The 16721-nt window shown below is 63.5% G+C and carries 13 protein-coding genes and 1 tRNA gene; 8 read left to right on the top strand and 6 right to left on the bottom strand.

Annotated features, from left to right (window positions below):
- Positions 1-65: 65 nt before the first annotated feature.
- Positions 66-1694, bottom strand: a complete 1629-nt coding sequence (locus FJ957_RS24550; RefSeq protein WP_140835386.1) for a fatty-acid--CoA ligase — start codon at positions 1692-1694, stop codon at positions 66-68.
- A gap of 190 nt (positions 1695-1884) precedes the next feature.
- Between FJ957_RS24550 and FJ957_RS24545 the strand changes: the two genes are divergently transcribed.
- The gene (locus tag FJ957_RS24545; RefSeq protein WP_140676672.1) at positions 1885-2241 is read left to right on the top strand and encodes a hypothetical protein; all 357 of its coding nucleotides are present in this window, start codon (positions 1885-1887) and stop codon (positions 2239-2241) included.
- Positions 2242-2347: 106 nt separating this feature from the next.
- Positions 2348-2737 carry a DUF427 domain-containing protein gene (locus FJ957_RS24540; RefSeq protein WP_140835385.1) on the top strand — a complete coding sequence of 130 codons (390 nt, stop codon included), beginning with the start codon at positions 2348-2350 and terminating at the stop codon, positions 2735-2737.
- A gap of 190 nt (positions 2738-2927) precedes the next feature.
- Here FJ957_RS24540 and FJ957_RS24535 read toward each other — a convergent pair whose 3' ends face one another.
- The 4 genes from FJ957_RS24535 to ppdK all read right to left on the bottom strand — a co-directional run bounded on the left by FJ957_RS24535 (position 2928) and on the right by ppdK (position 9167).
- A complete protein-coding gene (locus FJ957_RS24535; protein ID WP_140835384.1) occupies positions 2928-3674 on the bottom strand; it encodes a polysaccharide deacetylase family protein in 747 nt (248 codons plus the stop codon).
- 136 nt (positions 3675-3810) lie between these two features.
- On the bottom strand, positions 3811-4971 hold the full coding sequence (locus tag FJ957_RS24530; RefSeq protein ID WP_140835383.1) for a glycosyltransferase family 9 protein: 1161 nt from the start codon (positions 4969-4971) through the stop codon (positions 3811-3813).
- A gap of 179 nt (positions 4972-5150) precedes the next feature.
- Positions 5151-6254, bottom strand: coding sequence for a glycosyltransferase family 9 protein (locus FJ957_RS24525; RefSeq protein WP_140835382.1), 1104 nt, complete (start codon positions 6252-6254; stop codon positions 5151-5153).
- Between the two features lie 225 nt (positions 6255-6479).
- A complete protein-coding gene (gene ppdK / locus FJ957_RS24520) occupies positions 6480-9167 on the bottom strand; it encodes a pyruvate, phosphate dikinase (protein ID WP_140835381.1) in 2688 nt (895 codons plus the stop codon).
- 215 nt (positions 9168-9382) lie between these two features.
- Here ppdK and FJ957_RS24515 point away from each other — a divergent pair, with 215 nt between their 5' ends.
- From FJ957_RS24515 to FJ957_RS24495, 5 genes are all read left to right on the top strand, one after another.
- Positions 9383-9727, top strand: coding sequence for a VOC family protein (locus tag FJ957_RS24515; RefSeq protein WP_140835380.1), 345 nt, complete (start codon positions 9383-9385; stop codon positions 9725-9727).
- A 101-nt stretch (positions 9728-9828) separates the two neighbouring features.
- On the top strand, positions 9829-11253 hold the full coding sequence (locus FJ957_RS24510; RefSeq protein ID WP_140835379.1) for a phosphomannomutase: 1425 nt from the start codon (positions 9829-9831) through the stop codon (positions 11251-11253).
- A 99-nt stretch (positions 11254-11352) separates the two neighbouring features.
- Positions 11353-12336, top strand: a complete 984-nt coding sequence (gene gmd, locus FJ957_RS24505) for a GDP-mannose 4,6-dehydratase (RefSeq protein ID WP_140835378.1) — start codon at positions 11353-11355, stop codon at positions 12334-12336.
- A gap of 95 nt (positions 12337-12431) precedes the next feature.
- The gene (locus FJ957_RS24500; RefSeq protein ID WP_246674117.1) at positions 12432-13388 is read left to right on the top strand and encodes an NAD-dependent epimerase/dehydratase family protein; all 957 of its coding nucleotides are present in this window, start codon (positions 12432-12434) and stop codon (positions 13386-13388) included.
- A 230-nt stretch (positions 13389-13618) separates the two neighbouring features.
- Positions 13619-13693 (top strand) — tRNA-Gln (locus tag FJ957_RS24495).
- Positions 13694-13856: 163 nt separating this feature from the next.
- Here the strand turns inward: FJ957_RS24495 and FJ957_RS24490 are convergent.
- Entirely contained in the window at positions 13857-14780 is a 924-nt protein-coding gene (locus tag FJ957_RS24490) for an acetamidase/formamidase family protein (RefSeq protein WP_140835377.1), read from the bottom strand.
- Positions 14781-15006: 226 nt separating this feature from the next.
- On the opposite strand from FJ957_RS24490, the gene FJ957_RS24485 reads away from it, so the two are divergent.
- Positions 15007-16719 carry an HAD family hydrolase gene (locus FJ957_RS24485; protein ID WP_140835376.1) on the top strand — a complete coding sequence of 571 codons (1713 nt, stop codon included), beginning with the start codon at positions 15007-15009 and terminating at the stop codon, positions 16717-16719.
- The last annotated feature ends 2 nt before the right edge of the window (positions 16720-16721 follow it).

Raw genomic sequence — 16721 nt, 5'->3', positions numbered from 1 at the left:
CAACCCGGGCTGAGAGTTAGCGGTTTTTGACGCCGGCTTGAAGCCGAAAGATCAAACATTCTTGGTCAATCCGTCGGCAGGCGGTAATCCTTGAACTGGTCGCGCAAGGTAGTCTTCTGGATCTTGCCGGTGGCGGTGTGCGGAATTTCACCGACGAAGGCCACGTCGTCGGGCATCCACCACTTCGCCACCTTGCCGCTCATGAAGGTGAGGATGTCGCCCTTGCTCGGCTCCCTGCCGGGCTTGCTCACGACGACCAGCAAGGGCCGCTCGCCCCATTTGGAGTGCGGGATGCCGATGGCCGCCGCCTCCGCCACGTCCGGATGGCCGACGGCGAGGTTCTCGAGATCGATGGTCGATATCCATTCGCCGCCGGACTTGATGACATCCTTGGCGCGGTCGGTGATCTGCATGTAGCCGCTGGCGTCGATATGGGCGACATCGCCGGTGTCGAACCAGCCATCGGCATCGAACTGCTCGGCGCCGGCGCCGCCATAATAGGCGCGGGCCACCGCGGGGCCGCGCACCTTGAGATGTCCGAAGGTCTTGCCGTCCCAGGGCAGCGCGTTGTCGTTGTCGTCGGTCACTTTCATTTCGACGCCGAAGGGCGAAAAACCCTGCTTGCCCTGGACATCGAGCCGCGCCTCGCCAGTCAGCGTCTCATATTGCGGCTTCAGGGTGCAGAGCGTGCCCAGCGGCGACATCTCGGTCATGCCCCAGGCATGCACCACCTGCACATCGTAGTTGTCCTGGAACTTGGCGGTGATGGCGCGCGGACAGGACGCGCCGCCGATGACGACCTTCTTCAGGTAAGGCAGCTTCTTGCCGGTTTCCTCAAGATATTGCAGCAGCATCATCCAGACGGTCGGCACGGCGGCGCTGACCGTCACCTTCTCGATGTCGAGCAGCTCATAGATCGAGGCGCCGTCCATTCTGCAGCCGGGCATCACCAGCTTGGCGCCGATCATCGGTCCGCTCTGGCCGAGACCCCAGGCATTGGCGTGGAACATCGGCACGACAGGCAGGATCACATCCCGGGTGGATATGCCCATGGCGTCGGGCATGGCGGCCATCATGGCGTGCAGGACGTTGGAGCGGTGGCTGTAAAGCACGCCCTTCGGATCGCCCGTCGTACCCGAGGTGTAGCACATGCCGGCGGCGGTGTTCTCGTCGAACGCCTTCCAGGCAAAGGCGCCATCGGCCTCGGCCAGCCATTCCTCATAGGCGACGGCATTCGCCAGCGACGTTTGCGGCATATGCGCCCGGTCGGTCAGCACGATCACCTTTCTCAGCGACCGGATTGCGCCAGCGATCTTTTCCAGGAGCGGCACGAAGGTCAAATCGACGAAGATCGCCTTGTCCTCGGCATTGTTCATGATCCAGGCGATCTGCTCGGGAAAAAGCCTCGGGTTGAGCGTGTGATAGATCGCGCCGATGCCCATGATGCCGTACCAGGCCTCGATATGGCGGGCCGTGTTCCAGGCAAGGGTCGCGATGCGGTCGCCGAGCCTGAAGCCGTCACGCTCCAGCCGCTGCGCCACCTTGAGCGCCCGGTGATGGATTTCGGCGAAGGTGGTGCGCACGATCGGGCCTTCGATCGAACGCGACACGACCTCCCTGCCGCCGTGCTGGCGTTCGGCATGGTCGAGCAGCTTGTGGCAAAGCAGCGGCCATTCCTGCATCAATCCAAGCATCTGTTCCTCCCCTTTGCGCATTCGCGTCGTTTGTTTCACGCATTGTGGAACGAACCGCCGGTTTGTCCAGCCACCATAAGTCGAAGCCCGTGGATGGATCGAAGAACCGGGAAAACCGCCATAATCCGGCCATCGTCGCCGTTAAGCTTCATTAACGGGCTGGGTGAGATTGGCGAATGGAGTGGTTCGCATGGACGCGCAGCTCGACGATAAGGCCCTCGAAAGCACGCTTGCCGAAAGTCTGGACGTTCTGACGCCGGACACCAAAACAGTTTCCGAAGATGAATTTGCCGAAGTCGTCGGCGGCGCGCTGGAGGCCGTCGGCGGAACGTTGCTGTTCAAGATGCGCGTCGAAAATGGCGCCGAGGGCGAACATGTCGCCGCGGCCTGCATCGGCAACGCCGACAATCGTCAGTTCCTGCTGCTGACGCTGCCGACCAGCGGCGGCGCGCTGAAGGTCGAAACCGCGGCGAGAAGCACCAATCCGGTTGCTGGCATTGCCGCCGCCTATGCCAGCCTCATGGACGCCTTCAAGACGGCCGCCTGACGGCTGCGTGACAGACATTCAATGAATGGTGATGACACCTCGCGCCGCGCGGGCTTGCGCGACGCGCTTGTCCGACACATGTAAATCTCCCCCAAGGAGACCATTCATGGACAAGCTCGCCAACCCCGCCCCCGGCTTCCAGCGCAACCCGGACAAGGCGATCGCCGTCGAACCCTATCGCGGCAGCGTCATCGTGCGGGTGGGCGACACCGTCGTCGCCCGGTCGACCCGGGCCAAGGTGCTGTCGGAGCCGCCCTACGCGCATGCCTTCTACATCCCGTTCGACGACATCGATTTCAGCAAGCTGGCCGCCACCGAGCACTCGACGCATTGCCCGTACAAAGGCGATGCCAGCTATTGGAGCGTCCGTGAAGCCGGCGAAGTCGGCGAAAATGCAATGTGGGCTTATGAGACGCCATTCGACGAGATGGCCGAAATCCGCAATCACGGCGCATTCTATACGAGCAAGGTGAGGGTCGAAGCTGAGCCGGGCTGAGCCTTTGTTGGCCCGCCAGAGGCGCCTTGAGGTTCAGGTCAGACCGAGCCGAGAAAATGAGTTCCGAAAACCGGCCTACGCCGACCGTAGCCTTAATTGACGTGCCATTCATGAGTGCTTCGGCTGGCGAAGGCCGGAAGCGCAGGAGTTCGCTGTTCGCGGACCGCCCTCACCTGAATATCATGGCAACTCAGTCCGTCGTGCCGTCGTTGCCTATGCCCTCGGCATCGTCGAGGCGCACGAAGGTCATGCCCTTCTGCTTCAAGGCGAGCAGCCCCTGAACCACGCCCTCGCCGGCGGCATGGGTCGGCTGGTTGATGTGGGCGATGATGACGTCGCCGTCCTTGGCGGCGCCGATGCGGCGCGCCGTTTCCTTCGCGCCGAGCAGCGAGCCGCCGTCGCCATTGACCGAGAAGCCGGCGATCTTGAAGCCCAGCCTGCGGATCATGGCGATCGCCGAGGGGCTGTATTCGGCGGTCGCGCCGCGAAACCATTTTGGCACGGGCCCGCCTGCGCCGGCTAAGGCGGCGGCGCCGGTTTCAACCTCGGCTTGCACGGCGGCCGGGCTGCCGGCGCTGCGGATGCCGTAGATCTTCTGCGGCGTATCGACCGCCGGAATGTGGCGGCCGCCGTGGTTTTCCAGTTCGAACAGATCGGGGTGCGCCCGCATGATCTCGACGGCTTCGGCGTTGCGCTTCAGCCAGATGCCGGTAACAAAGATCGTCGCCGGTATCCTGTTGTCGACGAGCGCCGAAAGTATCCTCGTGTCGGTCTTGCCGCCGCAGGCATCGAGCGTCAGCGCGACGCGCCCGCCGCCGATCTCGGCGCCCTGCGGCTTCACATGCAGTGTCGGCTCGAGCAGCGTCGCGGCATTGCCCGCCGACGCCGCGAACAGCGACAGTGCCATCGCGCAAAGGGAATTTCGAAGCACGCCCATCATTCGTTCCAAACCGGCACGTTCGGGCATTCTCCGCGCCGCGCCAACAAAACTTGCCTCTACAAAACCCGCATCTAGGCGAAAATCAGGACGGCAAACAGCGCAAAAAGCAGCAGTCGCGAAAATTTGCTCTCGCTTAGACCGCGGCCTCCAGCGCCAACTCGGTTCGCGCCAGCAGCTGGAGCACGGCATCGACGACCGTGTCGACCTCCAGGCGCCAGGCGCAGCACGCCTTGTTGGGGTCAGGCCGTTCGCACAGGTCACCGCCGATGCAATCGCAAGGCATGGCCGGGCGCACCGCGATGCTCGGCCCGCCGACCGGTCCCCAGTGGACCGGACTCTGCAGGCCGAACAGGCCGACGACGGAAGTGCCGACCGCGGCAGCCATGTGCATGGGGCCGCTGTCGTTGCCGAGAAACAGCCGCGCCTGCTTGAACAGCGCCGGCAGCGTGTCGAGCGGGAGCGCTCCGACCAGATTGACGATCGGCGTCTTCGCAGCCGCCAGGATCTTTTCGACCACCTCGTTCTCGTCCGGGCTGCCGACCAGGGCGACGTCCAGACCTGTCTCAGCCGATATCCGGTCGATCGCGGCGGCAAAGCGCTCGGGCTGCCAGCGGCGCCCGGGGAAGCTTGCACCGGCATGCACCGCGACGAAGGCGTTCGGCCGAAGGTGGAACTTGTCCAGCAGGGCCAAAGCTTTCGTAGTCTCGAACGGCAGCGGCCGAATGTCGGGATCCCGCACACGCAACTCTATGCCAAGCGCCTCCAGCGGCGAAAGGTAACGATAGAGAAAATGCTGCTCGCCATAGCCGAACGGCTTTGCCTTGACATTGGCAGGTTGGCGCTCGAGCCAACGCGGGGGCCTTTCTGACGGGTGATATCCGACGCGAACCCGTGCACCAACCAGTCCTGAGATGAATCGCGACGTCTTCGTATCGGTGATGTCGATGACCATATCGAAATTGCCGCGGCGTAACTTAAGAAGCGTGAGAATAAGCTCCTGCGTGCGCCGCAGCGGCGTGCCGCGCATATGGGAACGGCGGAATGTCACGACCTCCGAGGCGATGTCGTTGGCCGTGAGGAGACCGGCGAAGCGGCCATCGCAGAGGAAGACGATGCGGGCACCGGGAAATTCGAGCTGCAGATTCCTCGCCAACGCGGAGGAAAGAACGAGATCGCCAATGTGCTTCGTTTGCAGGATCAGGATCGACCGGAGAGGGCCGGAGAGAAGCTGCGACACCCGTGTCCGGGCGCCGGACGGACCGGAGTCCACGAAGCTGGGCTGAGACGTCGACATGTGGAGCCGTCATGCGCTTGGTTCACGTGGCTCTCATATACAAGATGGCAAGATCGTGGACCAGAGCGACTCGCGCGCCGACAGGTGCCTTCCACCGTTTCACGCGCCCAACGTTTCATACCGTCCTGGGATTGGTCCAAAAGGCGCTACGCCGCCGACGGGCCACTTTCCGGCGAATGTCAGACCGCGGCCTCCAGGAGCATCTCGGTGCGTGCCAGCAGTTCGAGCGCAGCGTCGACGACCGGATCGACTTCCAGGCGCCAGACGCAGCATGCCTTGCTCGGGTCGGTCCGGCGGCACAGGTCGCCGCCGATGCAGTCGCAAGGCATGGATGGCCGCAACGAAATGCTGGGCACCCCGATCGGCGCCCAGCGAACCGGGCTGGTCAGGCCGAACAGGCCGACGACCGGCGTGCCGGCCGCGGCCGCCATATGCATCGGCCCGCTTTCGTTGCCGAGAAACAGTCGCGCCTCCTTGAGCAGCGCCAGCAGCGTTTCCAACCGCAGCGTACCCGCCAGGTTGACGACTGGCGTCTTGGCCGCGGCCATGATCCTGTCGGTCGCCTCGCACTCGTCCGGACCGCCGACCAGAACCACGCGCAGCCCGGTTTCGCGGACGATCCTGTCGATTGCCTCGGCAAAGCGCTCCGGCTGCCACCGGCGGCCCACGAAGCTTGCTCCGGCATGGATCGCAACAAAAGCGTTTGGCTGGATTTGGTGCCTGGCGAGCAAGGCCAGGGCGCGCGTCGTCTCGAAGGGCAGCGGGCGAATGGCCGGCGCCCTGACGCGCAGATCGATGCCCAGCGCCTCCAACGGAGACAGATAACGGTAGAGATAATGCGTCTTGCCAAATCCGAAGGGCTTCATTCTGACGTTGGCCGGTTGACGCTCGTGCCAGCGCAAAGGCCGCTCCGTCGGAAAATAACCGACCCTGACTGGAGCGTTGACCAGTTCGGAAATGATCCGCGAGGTCTTGGAATCGGTGATGTCGATGGTCATGTCGAAACGGTGCTGCCGCAATGTGCGCACCATGCGGAAGAGCTCGCGACCCCGCTCGAGCGGCGAGCCACGCATCTTGGCACGGCTAAAGGGGACGACCTCGGAAGCTATGCCATGGGCAGTCAGGAAGCCGGCGAAATGCGCTTCGCAAAGAAACACGATCCGGACGCCCGGATATTGAAGCTGCAGGTTCTTCGCCAGCGCGGAGGCAAGCACGATGTCGCCGATGAACTTGGTCTGCAGGATCAGGATCGAGCGGTAAGCGGATGGGGAAATCTGCAACATGGGTTTTCCGACACAATAAATTCGGTGTCGGAAAGTCGCTTGAAACGGTGTCGAGATTCAGGGCCGTCACGCGCACGTTCGCGTGACATTGCATACAAAACCGTAAGGTATCCGAATGCCCCTTGAGCGCGCCGCGCTGAAACGAATTCAAGCGGCGCGCTTCAAGTCTCTGCTTCGATGCATGTCGTTGCCCCAGAACCGCTGCGCACTTCTGGGCGACATGCATCAGGAGGCGGGTTTTGCCGCGCCCTTCGCCGCCGCCACGGCCGCCTGCGCGGCCGCCAGCCGGGCGATCGGCACCCGGTAGGGCGAGCACGAGACATAATCGAGGCCGACCTCCTCGCAGAAACGGATCGAGGCCGGATCGCCGCCATGCTCGCCGCAGATGCCGAGCTTGATGCCCGGCCGCGTCGCCTTGCCTTTTTCGGCCGCGATCCGCACCAGCTCGCCGACGCCGTCGACATCGAGCGACACGAACGGATCCTGCTCGATGATGCCCTTCTGCCGGTATGTTTCGAGGAAGGAGGCCGCATCGTCGCGCGAGATGCCGAAGGTGGTCTGCGTCAGGTCGTTGGTGCCGAAGGAGAAGAATTCGGCCGCCTCGGCGATGACATGGGCGCGGATTGCCGCGCGCGGCAATTCGATCATCGTGCCGGTCAGATAATCGATCTTGGTGCCGCTCTCCTGCATCACGCTCTGCGCGACCGCATCGATCCGCGCCTTGACATATTCCAGCTCCTTCACGAGGCCGACCAGCGGCACCATGATTTCCGGCACCACCAGCGCTCCGGCCTTGTGGCCGGCCTCGACCGCCGCCTCGAAGATGGCGCGCGCCTGCATCTCGGCAATCTCGGGATAGGAGACGGCGAGCCGGCAGCCGCGATGGCCTAGCATCGGGTTGAATTCGTGCAGCGCCTCCGTGCGCTGCCGGAGCTTGTCCGCCGATACGTTCATGGCGGAGGCGACCTCGGCGAGCTCGGCTTCGGTCTTGGGCAGGAATTCGTGCAGCGGCGGGTCGAGCAGGCGGATCGTCACCGGCAGGCCCGCCATGATCTCGAACAGCTCGAGGAAGTCCGAGCGCTGCATGGGCAGCAGCTTGTCCAGTGCCGCACGCCTGTCCTTCTCGGTGTCGGCCAGGATCATCTCGCGCATGGCGACGATGCGGTCGCCATCGAAGAACATGTGCTCGGTGCGGCAAAGCCCGATGCCCTCGGCGCCGAAAGAACGCGCCATGCGCGCATCGAGCGGCGTTTCGGCATTGGTGCGCACCTTCATGCGGCGCGCCGCGTCGGCCCATTCCATGATGGCGGCGAAATCGCCCGACAGCTCCGGCTGCAGCATGGCGACCGGCCCTTTGAGCACCTGACCGTTGGCGCCATCGATGGTGATGACGTCGCCCTTGCGGAAGGTCTGGCCCATCGAGAGCAGCGTGCCGGCCTTGTAGTCGACACGCAGCGAGCCTGCGCCCGATACGCAAGGCTTGCCCATGCCGCGCGCCACCACGGCGGCGTGGCTGGTCATGCCGCCGCGCGTCGTGAGGATGCCTTCGGCGGCATGCATGCCATGGATGTCCTCGGGGCTGGTCTCGATGCGCACCAGGATCACCTTGCGGCCTTGCGCCTTGGCGTCCTCGGCATCGCTGGAGGAAAAAACGATCTCACCGGTGGCGGCACCGGGCGACGCCGGCAGGCCCATGCCTATGACATCACGCGCAGCCTTCGGATCGATGGTCGGATGCAGGAGCTGGTCGAGCGAGGCCGCATCGATGCGGGCGACCGCCTCATCCTTGGTGATCAGCCCGTCCCTGGCCATCTCGACGGCGATCTTCAGCGCCGCCTTGGCGGTACGCTTGCCGGAGCGGGTCTGCAGCATCCACAATTTGCCGCGCTCGATGGTGAATTCGAGATCCTGCATGTCGCGATAGTGCTTCTCCAGGCGGTCGGAGATGTCGACGAAAGCCCGGAACGCATCCGGCATCAGCTTCTGCAGCGACGGCTTGTCGGAGCCGGCGGCGATGCGTGCCGCTTCGGTGATGTTCTGCGGCGTGCGGATGCCGGCGACCACGTCCTCGCCCTGGGCATTGACCAGGAATTCGCCGTAGAGCTGCCTTTCGCCGGTCGAGGGATTGCGGGTGAAGGCGACGCCGGTGGCGGACGTGTTGCCCATATTGCCGAACACCATGGCCTGGACGTTGACCGCCGTGCCCCAGCTTTCGGGAATGTCGTGCAGGCGCCGGTAGGTGATGGCGCGGTTGTTCATCCAGCTCGAGAATACGGCGCCGATGGCGCCCCAGAGCTGCTCGTTCGGATCCTGCGGAAAGGGCTTGCCGAGCTCTTCCTCGACTTTGGCCTTGTAAAGATCGATGACGCCCTGCCACTCTTCCGCCGTCAGTTCGGTATCGAGCTCGTGGCCGAGATTCGCCTTCTGGTCTTCGAGGATTTCCTCGAACACCTCGTGGTCGAGGCCCATGACGACGTCGGAGTACATCTGGATGAAGCGGCGGTAGCTGTCGTAGGCGAAGCGGGCGTCGCCGGAGTCGGCGGCCAGCGCCTCGACCGTTTCGTCGTTGAGGCCGAGATTGAGCACGGTGTCCATCATGCCGGGCATCGACGCGCGGGCACCGGAACGCACCGACACCAGGAGCAGCTTCGACGGGTCGCCGAAGCGGCGGCCGGCGATGCGGCCGATATGATCGAGAGCGGAGACGACATCCGCCTCGAGCGCGCCGGGATAGGTGCGGCCGTTGGCGTAATAGGCGTTGCAGACTTCGGTGGTGATGGTGAAACCGGGCGGCACCGGCAGCCCGAGGGTGCACATCTCGGCCAGATTGGCACCCTTGCCGCCGAGAAGGTTGCGGTCGCCGGCACGGCCTTCGGCGGCGCCGTCGCCGAAGGTGTAAACCCACTTGGTCATGCTTGCCCTCCAGTTCGTGGAAGATAGAACATCCGGATGATTGCCTGGTTCCCCGCCGTCCCGACCCGAGCGATAGGATGCTGCAGTGCGAAAGGCAAGGCACCGGTCTAGCGGGCATCGCAACTACAATCGATTAAGCAAAAGCTGCGTCAAAAAGACTTGCGGGACGGGGCAGCGCGATATAGAACATAAAGAGAACATAGTGGAGTAGCGTGATGAAACTCAACGGAAAACTCGACTATCTCGAACTGCCGGCGACAGGCGGCTCGCTGGACAGCGTCAAGTCCTTCTACAGCGCCGCTTTTTCGTGGTCGTTCACCGACTACGGCCCGACCTATGCCGCCTTTGCCGAAGGGCTCGACGGCGGCTTCCAGGCAGATGCCGGCGAAGCGCCGGCCAAGCCGCTTCCGGTCATCTACTGCGAAAACCTCGAGGAAACGCTGGACGCGGTCGAGAATGCCGGCGGCGCCATCGTCAAGCCGATCTTTTCCTTTCCAGGCGGCAGGCGGTTTCATTTCACCGATCCGGCCGGCAACGAACTGGCTGTATGGGGACATTAGAAAAGACGCGGATTTCGCGTTGTTTTTGCTGTTGACAGCCGGGGGGCCGCCGGGCTCAGTCCAACGAGCGGCGGCAATCTTCCAACAGCAAAGCAGAACTTATGAAATTCGGCTCAAGCGGCGTTCGGGGTTTGGCTTCCGAGTTGGTTGGGAGGCCAAGCGGGCTTTATACCGAGGGTTTCGCCCAACGCTTGCGGTCGACCGGGTTTCAGCAAGGCAAGGTCTTCGTCGGGCGGGATCTGCGCGACAGCAGTCCGGTAATTGCAAAGGACTGCATGGCGGCCCTGGCCGCAGCCGGCTTCCAGCCGGTCGATTGCGGCCCCATCCCCACACCCGCGCTTGCCTTTTATGCCCGCCTGCACGGCGCCGCGGCGCTGATGGTGACCGGCTCGCATATTCCCGCCGAGCGCAACGGCATCAAGTTCTACGGGCCGAAGGGCGAGATCGACAAGGCGGACGAGGCGGCGATCACCCATCATGTCGCTGAATTGTCGGACCAGTATCCGTGGCCGCCGGCTCCCGCCGAGTGGCAGACCGCCCACGAACAGGCGAGCGTGGCCTTCCGAGACCGGGTCGGCGGCATTCTCCCCCCTGGCGCCCTTTCCGGAATGAGGCTCGGCGTCTACCAGCACAGCACCGTTGCGGCGGCCCCGCTGGTCGAGGTTCTGCGATCCTACGGCGCCGATGTGATTCCCGTAGGCAAAACGGAAACGTTCGTGCCGGTCGATACCGAGGCCGTCAGCCCGGAAACGATGGCGAAGATGAAAGCCTGGGTGCGCGAATTCAAATTCGACGCCGTGCTGTCGGCCGATGCCGATGCCGATCGCCCTCTCGTCATCGACGACAAGGGCGAGTTGTTCCGCGGCGACCTGATCGGGCTGGCGACGGCGCTGTTCCTCAAGGCCGACATCGTGGTGACGCCGGTCACCTCCAATTCAGGCATCTCCGAGGCTTTCGGATTCAGCGTCAGGCGAACCAAGGTCGGGTCCCCCTTCGTCATAGCGGGAATGGACGCCGCGCGGCAGGCAGGCGGCATCGTCGTCGGCTTCGAAGCCAATGGCGGGGTTCTTCTGGGGTCGGACTGCCTGCTGAACGGCAGAGTTTTGTCCGCGCTGCCGACGCGGGATTCATTCTTGCCCATCCTGGCTGTCCTGGGCACGGCGGTATCGACGGGCAAATCGCTGTCGGGCCTGCGCGAGAGTTGGAACCTTCCGGTCTGTGCAAGCGAGCGGCTCGAGAACTTCCCTGTCGATGCATCGCGCGGCTTGATGCGCAAGCTCACCGACCGCGATGCGTTGCAGCAATTCCTTGCCCCCTTCGGCACCGTCGTGGACGTCAATGAGACCGACGGCCTCAGGGCGCGGATGAGCAGCGGCGAGATCATCCATCTGCGGCCTTCCGGCAACGCCCCCGAATTTCGTTGCTATGCCGAGGCCGCCAGCCGTGACAGGGCGACCGAAATTGTGGCAATGGCGCTGGAACGGGCGCGGGACGGCACACTGACAGATGAATCAGAGGCGGTATAACGAAAGCAGCGTCGGCGGTTGCCGCAGGCCTGGGGCGCGGCCGGTTCGACAACAACGGGGGTGCGCGCGCCGCATCTCGCTCGATTTCCGAGAGCATCGATGACAAGGACGGCATTGATAACCGGCATTACCGGGCAGGATGGCGCCTATCTGGCCCAGCTCCTGCTTTCGAAGGGTTATAGCGTCCACGGCCTGGCGCGACGGTCGAGCACAGCCGACGTCAACACCGCGCGCCTGAAATGGCTTGGGATCGAGAACGACGTGCGGATCGTCGACGGCGACCTGACGGACCTGTCGGGTCTCACTCGAACCATGCGCGACGTAAGGCCGGACGAGGTCTACAACCTTGCCGCGCAGTCTTTCGTCAAATCCTCATGGCAGCAGCCGATCCTGACAGGCAACGTAACCGGTATCGGCGTGACGAATGTTCTCGAGGCGCTGCGTCTCGAAATCCCCGAGGCGCGTTTCTATCAGGCTTCGTCGTCGGAAATGTACGGTCTTATCCAGGAGCCGGAGCAGTCGGAAACCACGCCTTTCCATCCCCGCTCGCCCTATGCGGTGGCGAAGGTCTATGGTCATTGGATCACCGTCAACTACCGCGAGAGCTTCGGCCTGCATGCTTCGAGCGGCATCCTGTTCAATCACGAATCGCCGCTTCGCGGCATCGAATTCGTGACACGCAAGGTCACGGACACCGTCGCGCGCATCAAGAAGGGCCTGGCGACGGAGCTGCGCCTGGGCAACATCGACGCCAAGCGAGACTGGGGCCACTCCAGGGACTATGTCCGCGCCATGTGGCTGATGCTGCAGCAGGATCAGCCCGACGACTATGTGGTCGCCACCGGCAGGACCACGACGGTGCGCGACATGTGCAGGATCGCCTTCGAGCATGTAGGGTTGAAGATGAACGACCATCTCGTCATCGACCCCGATCTGTTCAGGCCGGCGGAAGTCGAAATCCTGCGCGGCAATCCGGCCAAGGCAAAGACGAAGCTCGGATGGGAAGCGACGATCTCCCTGGAAGAGATGATCCGCGAAATGGTGGACGCCGATCTGGCACGCCACTCAACCGTCAGGTGTTGAAAGGAAGCTCTTGCATCTATGGGTCGATGACTTGACGCGCCGTCTTTTGCCGCGCCTCCGCATGCGGACGACGCATCGTGGTTCGTGAGGCCGGCATGCGGATTTTGATGACCGGCGCCAACGGGTTCGTCGGCCCCTATGTGCTCGAAGCGCTGCGCAGCGTTTGCGGCCGCGAAATTGTCGTTGCCGCAACCTCCAAGGATGGCGGTCCGCATCCCGCTTTCGGCCAGGTCGAAGCGCTGGACGTGACAGACGCGGCTGCCGTCCAAGACGCGATCGCCCATCACCGGCCCACCCATGTCATTCATCTGGCGGCGGTCGCGGCCCTGGGTGCCGCCCAAGCCGATCCCCGCAACACGTGGCGCATTCATGTGGGCGGCGCGCTCAACGTGGCCAATGCCGTCCTCGCCAAGGTTCCGGACTGCTGGCTGGTTCATGTCGGATCAGGCCTGGTCTATGGCGAGAGCGCCAAGACCGGGCGGCCGCTCGACGAAAGCACGCTGCTTGCTCCGATCGACGACTACGCCGTGACCAAGGCCGCGGCCGACCTCGCGCTCGGCGCGCTTTCGCGCAGGGGGTTGAAGTGTGTCCGGATGCGCCCCTTCAACCATACGGGTCCGGGTCAGACCGAGGCATTTGCCGTGCCGGCCTTCGCCATGCAGATCGCCCGGATCGAAGCGGGAGTGGCCCCGCCGGTCATCCGCGTGGGCAATCTCGATGCGAGGCGCGACTTCCTGGATGCGCGCGACATCGCCAGCGCGTATGCGTACGCGGTCCTGAAGAGCGGCGATCTCGCCCCGAACACCATTTTCAATGTCGCATCCGGCGCGTCCTGGCGGATGGGAGACATCCTCGATCGGCTACTGGCCCGGAGCAGCGTCAAGATCGTCACGGAGCAGGATCCCTTGCGGCTGCGCCCGAGCGATCTGCCATGCATCGTCGGCGATGCGACCCGCGCCCGGACCCTGCTCGGCTGGGCGCCGGAGCATCCCTTCGAGAATACGCTTGCGGCCGTCCTCGAGGATTGCCGCGCGCGCGTGGCCCAGGCGTAGGCAAAGATGCATCGCCTGCTTCCCTGAAGCCTGAGCTGAACGGCTCCCGCGCCAGCACAAGCGAGAAGCTGCCGCGCGGCGCGTGCGGCTCGATCCACCGCCGGGCGATCGGGCGATGAACTGGCCGGGAATGGCGGCCCGCGTCGCTGCCGATTTTAGTTGATCTCCCGGCATTGAGCTTTGCTTCGCCTCGTCCTATAAGGCCGCGCGCAGCGGGCATGCCCGCATGCTGGGGCGTCGCCAAGTGGTAAGGCATCGGTTTTTGGTACCGACATTCCCAGGTTCGAATCCTGGCGCCCCAGCCACCGTCAAGCAGATCTGGCCAGTTAGACGGATGCAAATGGTTGTCACGGGCGCGGTGGCTTGGGCTCGTGCGTTTCACCGTTTCACGGAAACAGCGCCCTACCTCTTTGTCTTGACGCAATTGCGAACGGAAAACCGCTCACATTTTTCCTGGAATTGCTCTCGTCAGCCGGTAGAGGACGGTTTCGGAAGCCATCGCTTTTCGATCAGGCAAACCATCGTATAGGCAGGGTCAAAAACGTTTCCGACGTGATACCGGACAACCTGTCCCATCAGATGCGATGCGGCAGCGGCGGACAAGCCATGGTCACTTGTCAACCAGTTGAACATATCCGTTGTCGCGTGCTGGAGGGCCTGATCAAGCGGACGAGCATTGCCAACAGAGAAAATGTGGGTCTCGTTCTCGCCGCGAGGCCATGTCAATTGTCTGTTTTTTTCCACAGTCAAGCGAAGCTCAACTTCAAAGCAGGTTTCGATCCCGGTTCCAACGATCTCCCCATCGCCCTGCGCTGCATGGCAATCGCCCGCGAAGAAGAGCGCACCCTCTACGGCAATGGGGAACCAAACGGTCGCGCCGGGCCGAAACCCGCGGTAATCCATGTTCCCGCCATTTTCTGCACTGGTCGCGGTGGAGAAAGCCTGGCCCATCGATGGCGCCACGCCGAAGCAGCCGATCATCGGCTCGACCGGCAAAATGAAGTGCTCGAGGCCTGGCGGCGGCTCCCGCAACACCACAGTTTGCGATTCCAGGTCGATCTGCCAAGTGACTTCGTCCCTTGCAGGCAGCCCACGAGCAGCCTCCGGGTCGACAACGTTTGCAGCCAGTGACGAGATCGTCCAGCCGGAAGAGCGGATCGGATCCATGCGCAGGATCTCCACACGCAGCGCGTCGCCAGGTTCGGCCCCGGTCACGAAGACCGGACCGTTCATCGGGTTCGGCCCTCGTGCCCGCTGCACACCGTTCTTGTCGAAGCCCTGAGCGTCGAGCGTTTCCGTCGTCACGACATCGCCGGATGCAATTGTGAGCGCCGGCGCGATCGTACCGAGGACATTGTGCCAAGTGGTGTTGGTAAGTTTGTGCGTCGCCATCAGATCGCAGTAACGAAGACGTCGACGCGCGGCAAGTGGGCGGATTGAGCTCTTCGTGGCCGATCGTTTCGTTCGCATGGGCGAGTCGCTGCGATGCGCGACAGCCTGGCGCCGGCCCGAGAAATCCAGTGCTCGACCTAAACCTTTTCCGCCTCCAGGCGTTGTTGTCCGCAGAGCCGGATTCACCCGGCGGGCGCGAAAAACAGCCGGCGGAGAGGTTCAACCGATGTATTTCATGGCGTTGGCCACCGATTATGACGGCACGCTGGCGCATGATGGGCTGGTCACGGCCAGCACGATCTCGGCGCTGGAAAAGCTGAAGAAATCAGGGCGCAAGCTCATCCTGGTCACCGGCCGCGAACTGCCTGATCTCAAGGAGGTTTTTCCCGAACTTTTCCTGTTCGACAAGGTCGTCGCCGAAAACGGCGCGCTGATCTACACGCCGGCCAGCGAGGAAGAGCGCACGATCTCGCCCTCGCCTTCCGTCGATCTCATCGAAGGGCTCAAGAAGCGCGGCGTGAAGCCGCTGTCGGTCGGCCGCTCGATCGTCGCCACCTGGGAGCCGCATCAGGCGACGGTGCTCGACGTCATCAAGAAGCTCGGGCTGGAGTTGGAGATCATCTTCAACAAGGGCGCAGTGATGATCCTGCCCTCGGGCATCAACAAGGCAACCGGACTGGCGGCCGCGCTCGAGGACCTGAAGCTGTCGCCGCATAATGTCGTGGCCGTCGGCGACGCGGAGAACGACCACGCTTTCCTCAGGGCCTCGGGCTGCAGCGTCGCGGTCGCCAACGCGCTGCCCGCGGTCAAGGAAACCGCCGACCTCGTCACCAAGGCGCCGCGCGGCAAAGGCGTCGAGGAACTGATCCGCAAGCTGACCAAGCGCGATTATCCGCTGACCAAAAAGCGCTCGCGCGGCGTGCTGCTCGGAACCTCACGCGGCAAGGACATCTACTTGTCGCCGATGGAAACAGTGCTGATCGCCGGCAGCTCGGGCATCGGCAAATCGACCTTGGCCACGGCGCTCACCGAGCGGCTGGTCGAAAAAGGTCTGCAATTCTGCATTTTCGACCCCGAGGGCGACTATGACGGACTGAAAGGCGCGGTGCCACTCGGCAACGGCTCGATCGCGCCGAACAAGGAACAATTGCTGGAATTGATTGAGAAACCGCAGACCAATGTCGTGGTCAACGGCCTGGCGCTGAAGGTCGATGAGCGTCCCGATTTCTTCGCCGAATTGCTGCCCGGCCTCGGCAATGTCCGCTATCGCACGGCAAGGCCGCACTGGCTGATCATTGACGAGGCGCATCATTTGATGCCCAAGCGACGCGGAGATACGCGATCCGTGCTTTCGATCGAGCTGCCCGGCACGGTGCTGATCACCGTCCATCCGGAAGCAATCTCGACCGATGCGCTCGGCCTTGTGACGGCGGTGATTGCGCTCGGGCCCAACGCAAAGGACGTGATCAGGACCTTCTGCAAGGAAACGGGGCTCAAGGCGCCGAAGGACATTCCTCTGCCCAAGGGCGACCGCGTGCTGTTCTGGCGGCCGCATGACGGCAAGAAGCCGTTCACGGTCAAGGCGGTCGAGCCAGAGCAGTCGCTGAAGCGCCACAGCCGCAAATATGCCGAAGGCGAGCTCGACGAGGCGGGCAGCTTCTATTTCACCGGGCCGAAGAAGGCGATGAAGCTCAGAGCCCATAATCTCATCATCTTCGCCCAGATGGCGGAAGGCATCGACGACAAGACTTGGGAATACCACCTGCGCGCCGGCGACTATTCCAAATGGTTCCGCCAGCAGATCAGGGACAAGGAGCTCGCCAACGAAACGGCAGACGTGGAGAAGAACAAGGCGTTGTCGGCCGACGAGAGCCGCAAGCTGGTGATCGACGCCGTGCGCCGCCGCTATACGGCGCCGGCGACGGCGCCGGAGAACTAGAT

The sequence above is a fragment of the Mesorhizobium sp. B2-4-6 genome, assembly GCF_006442775.1.
Classification (GTDB): Bacteria; Pseudomonadota; Alphaproteobacteria; order Rhizobiales; family Rhizobiaceae; genus Mesorhizobium.
This window is presented reverse-complemented; position numbering and strand designations above follow the sequence as displayed.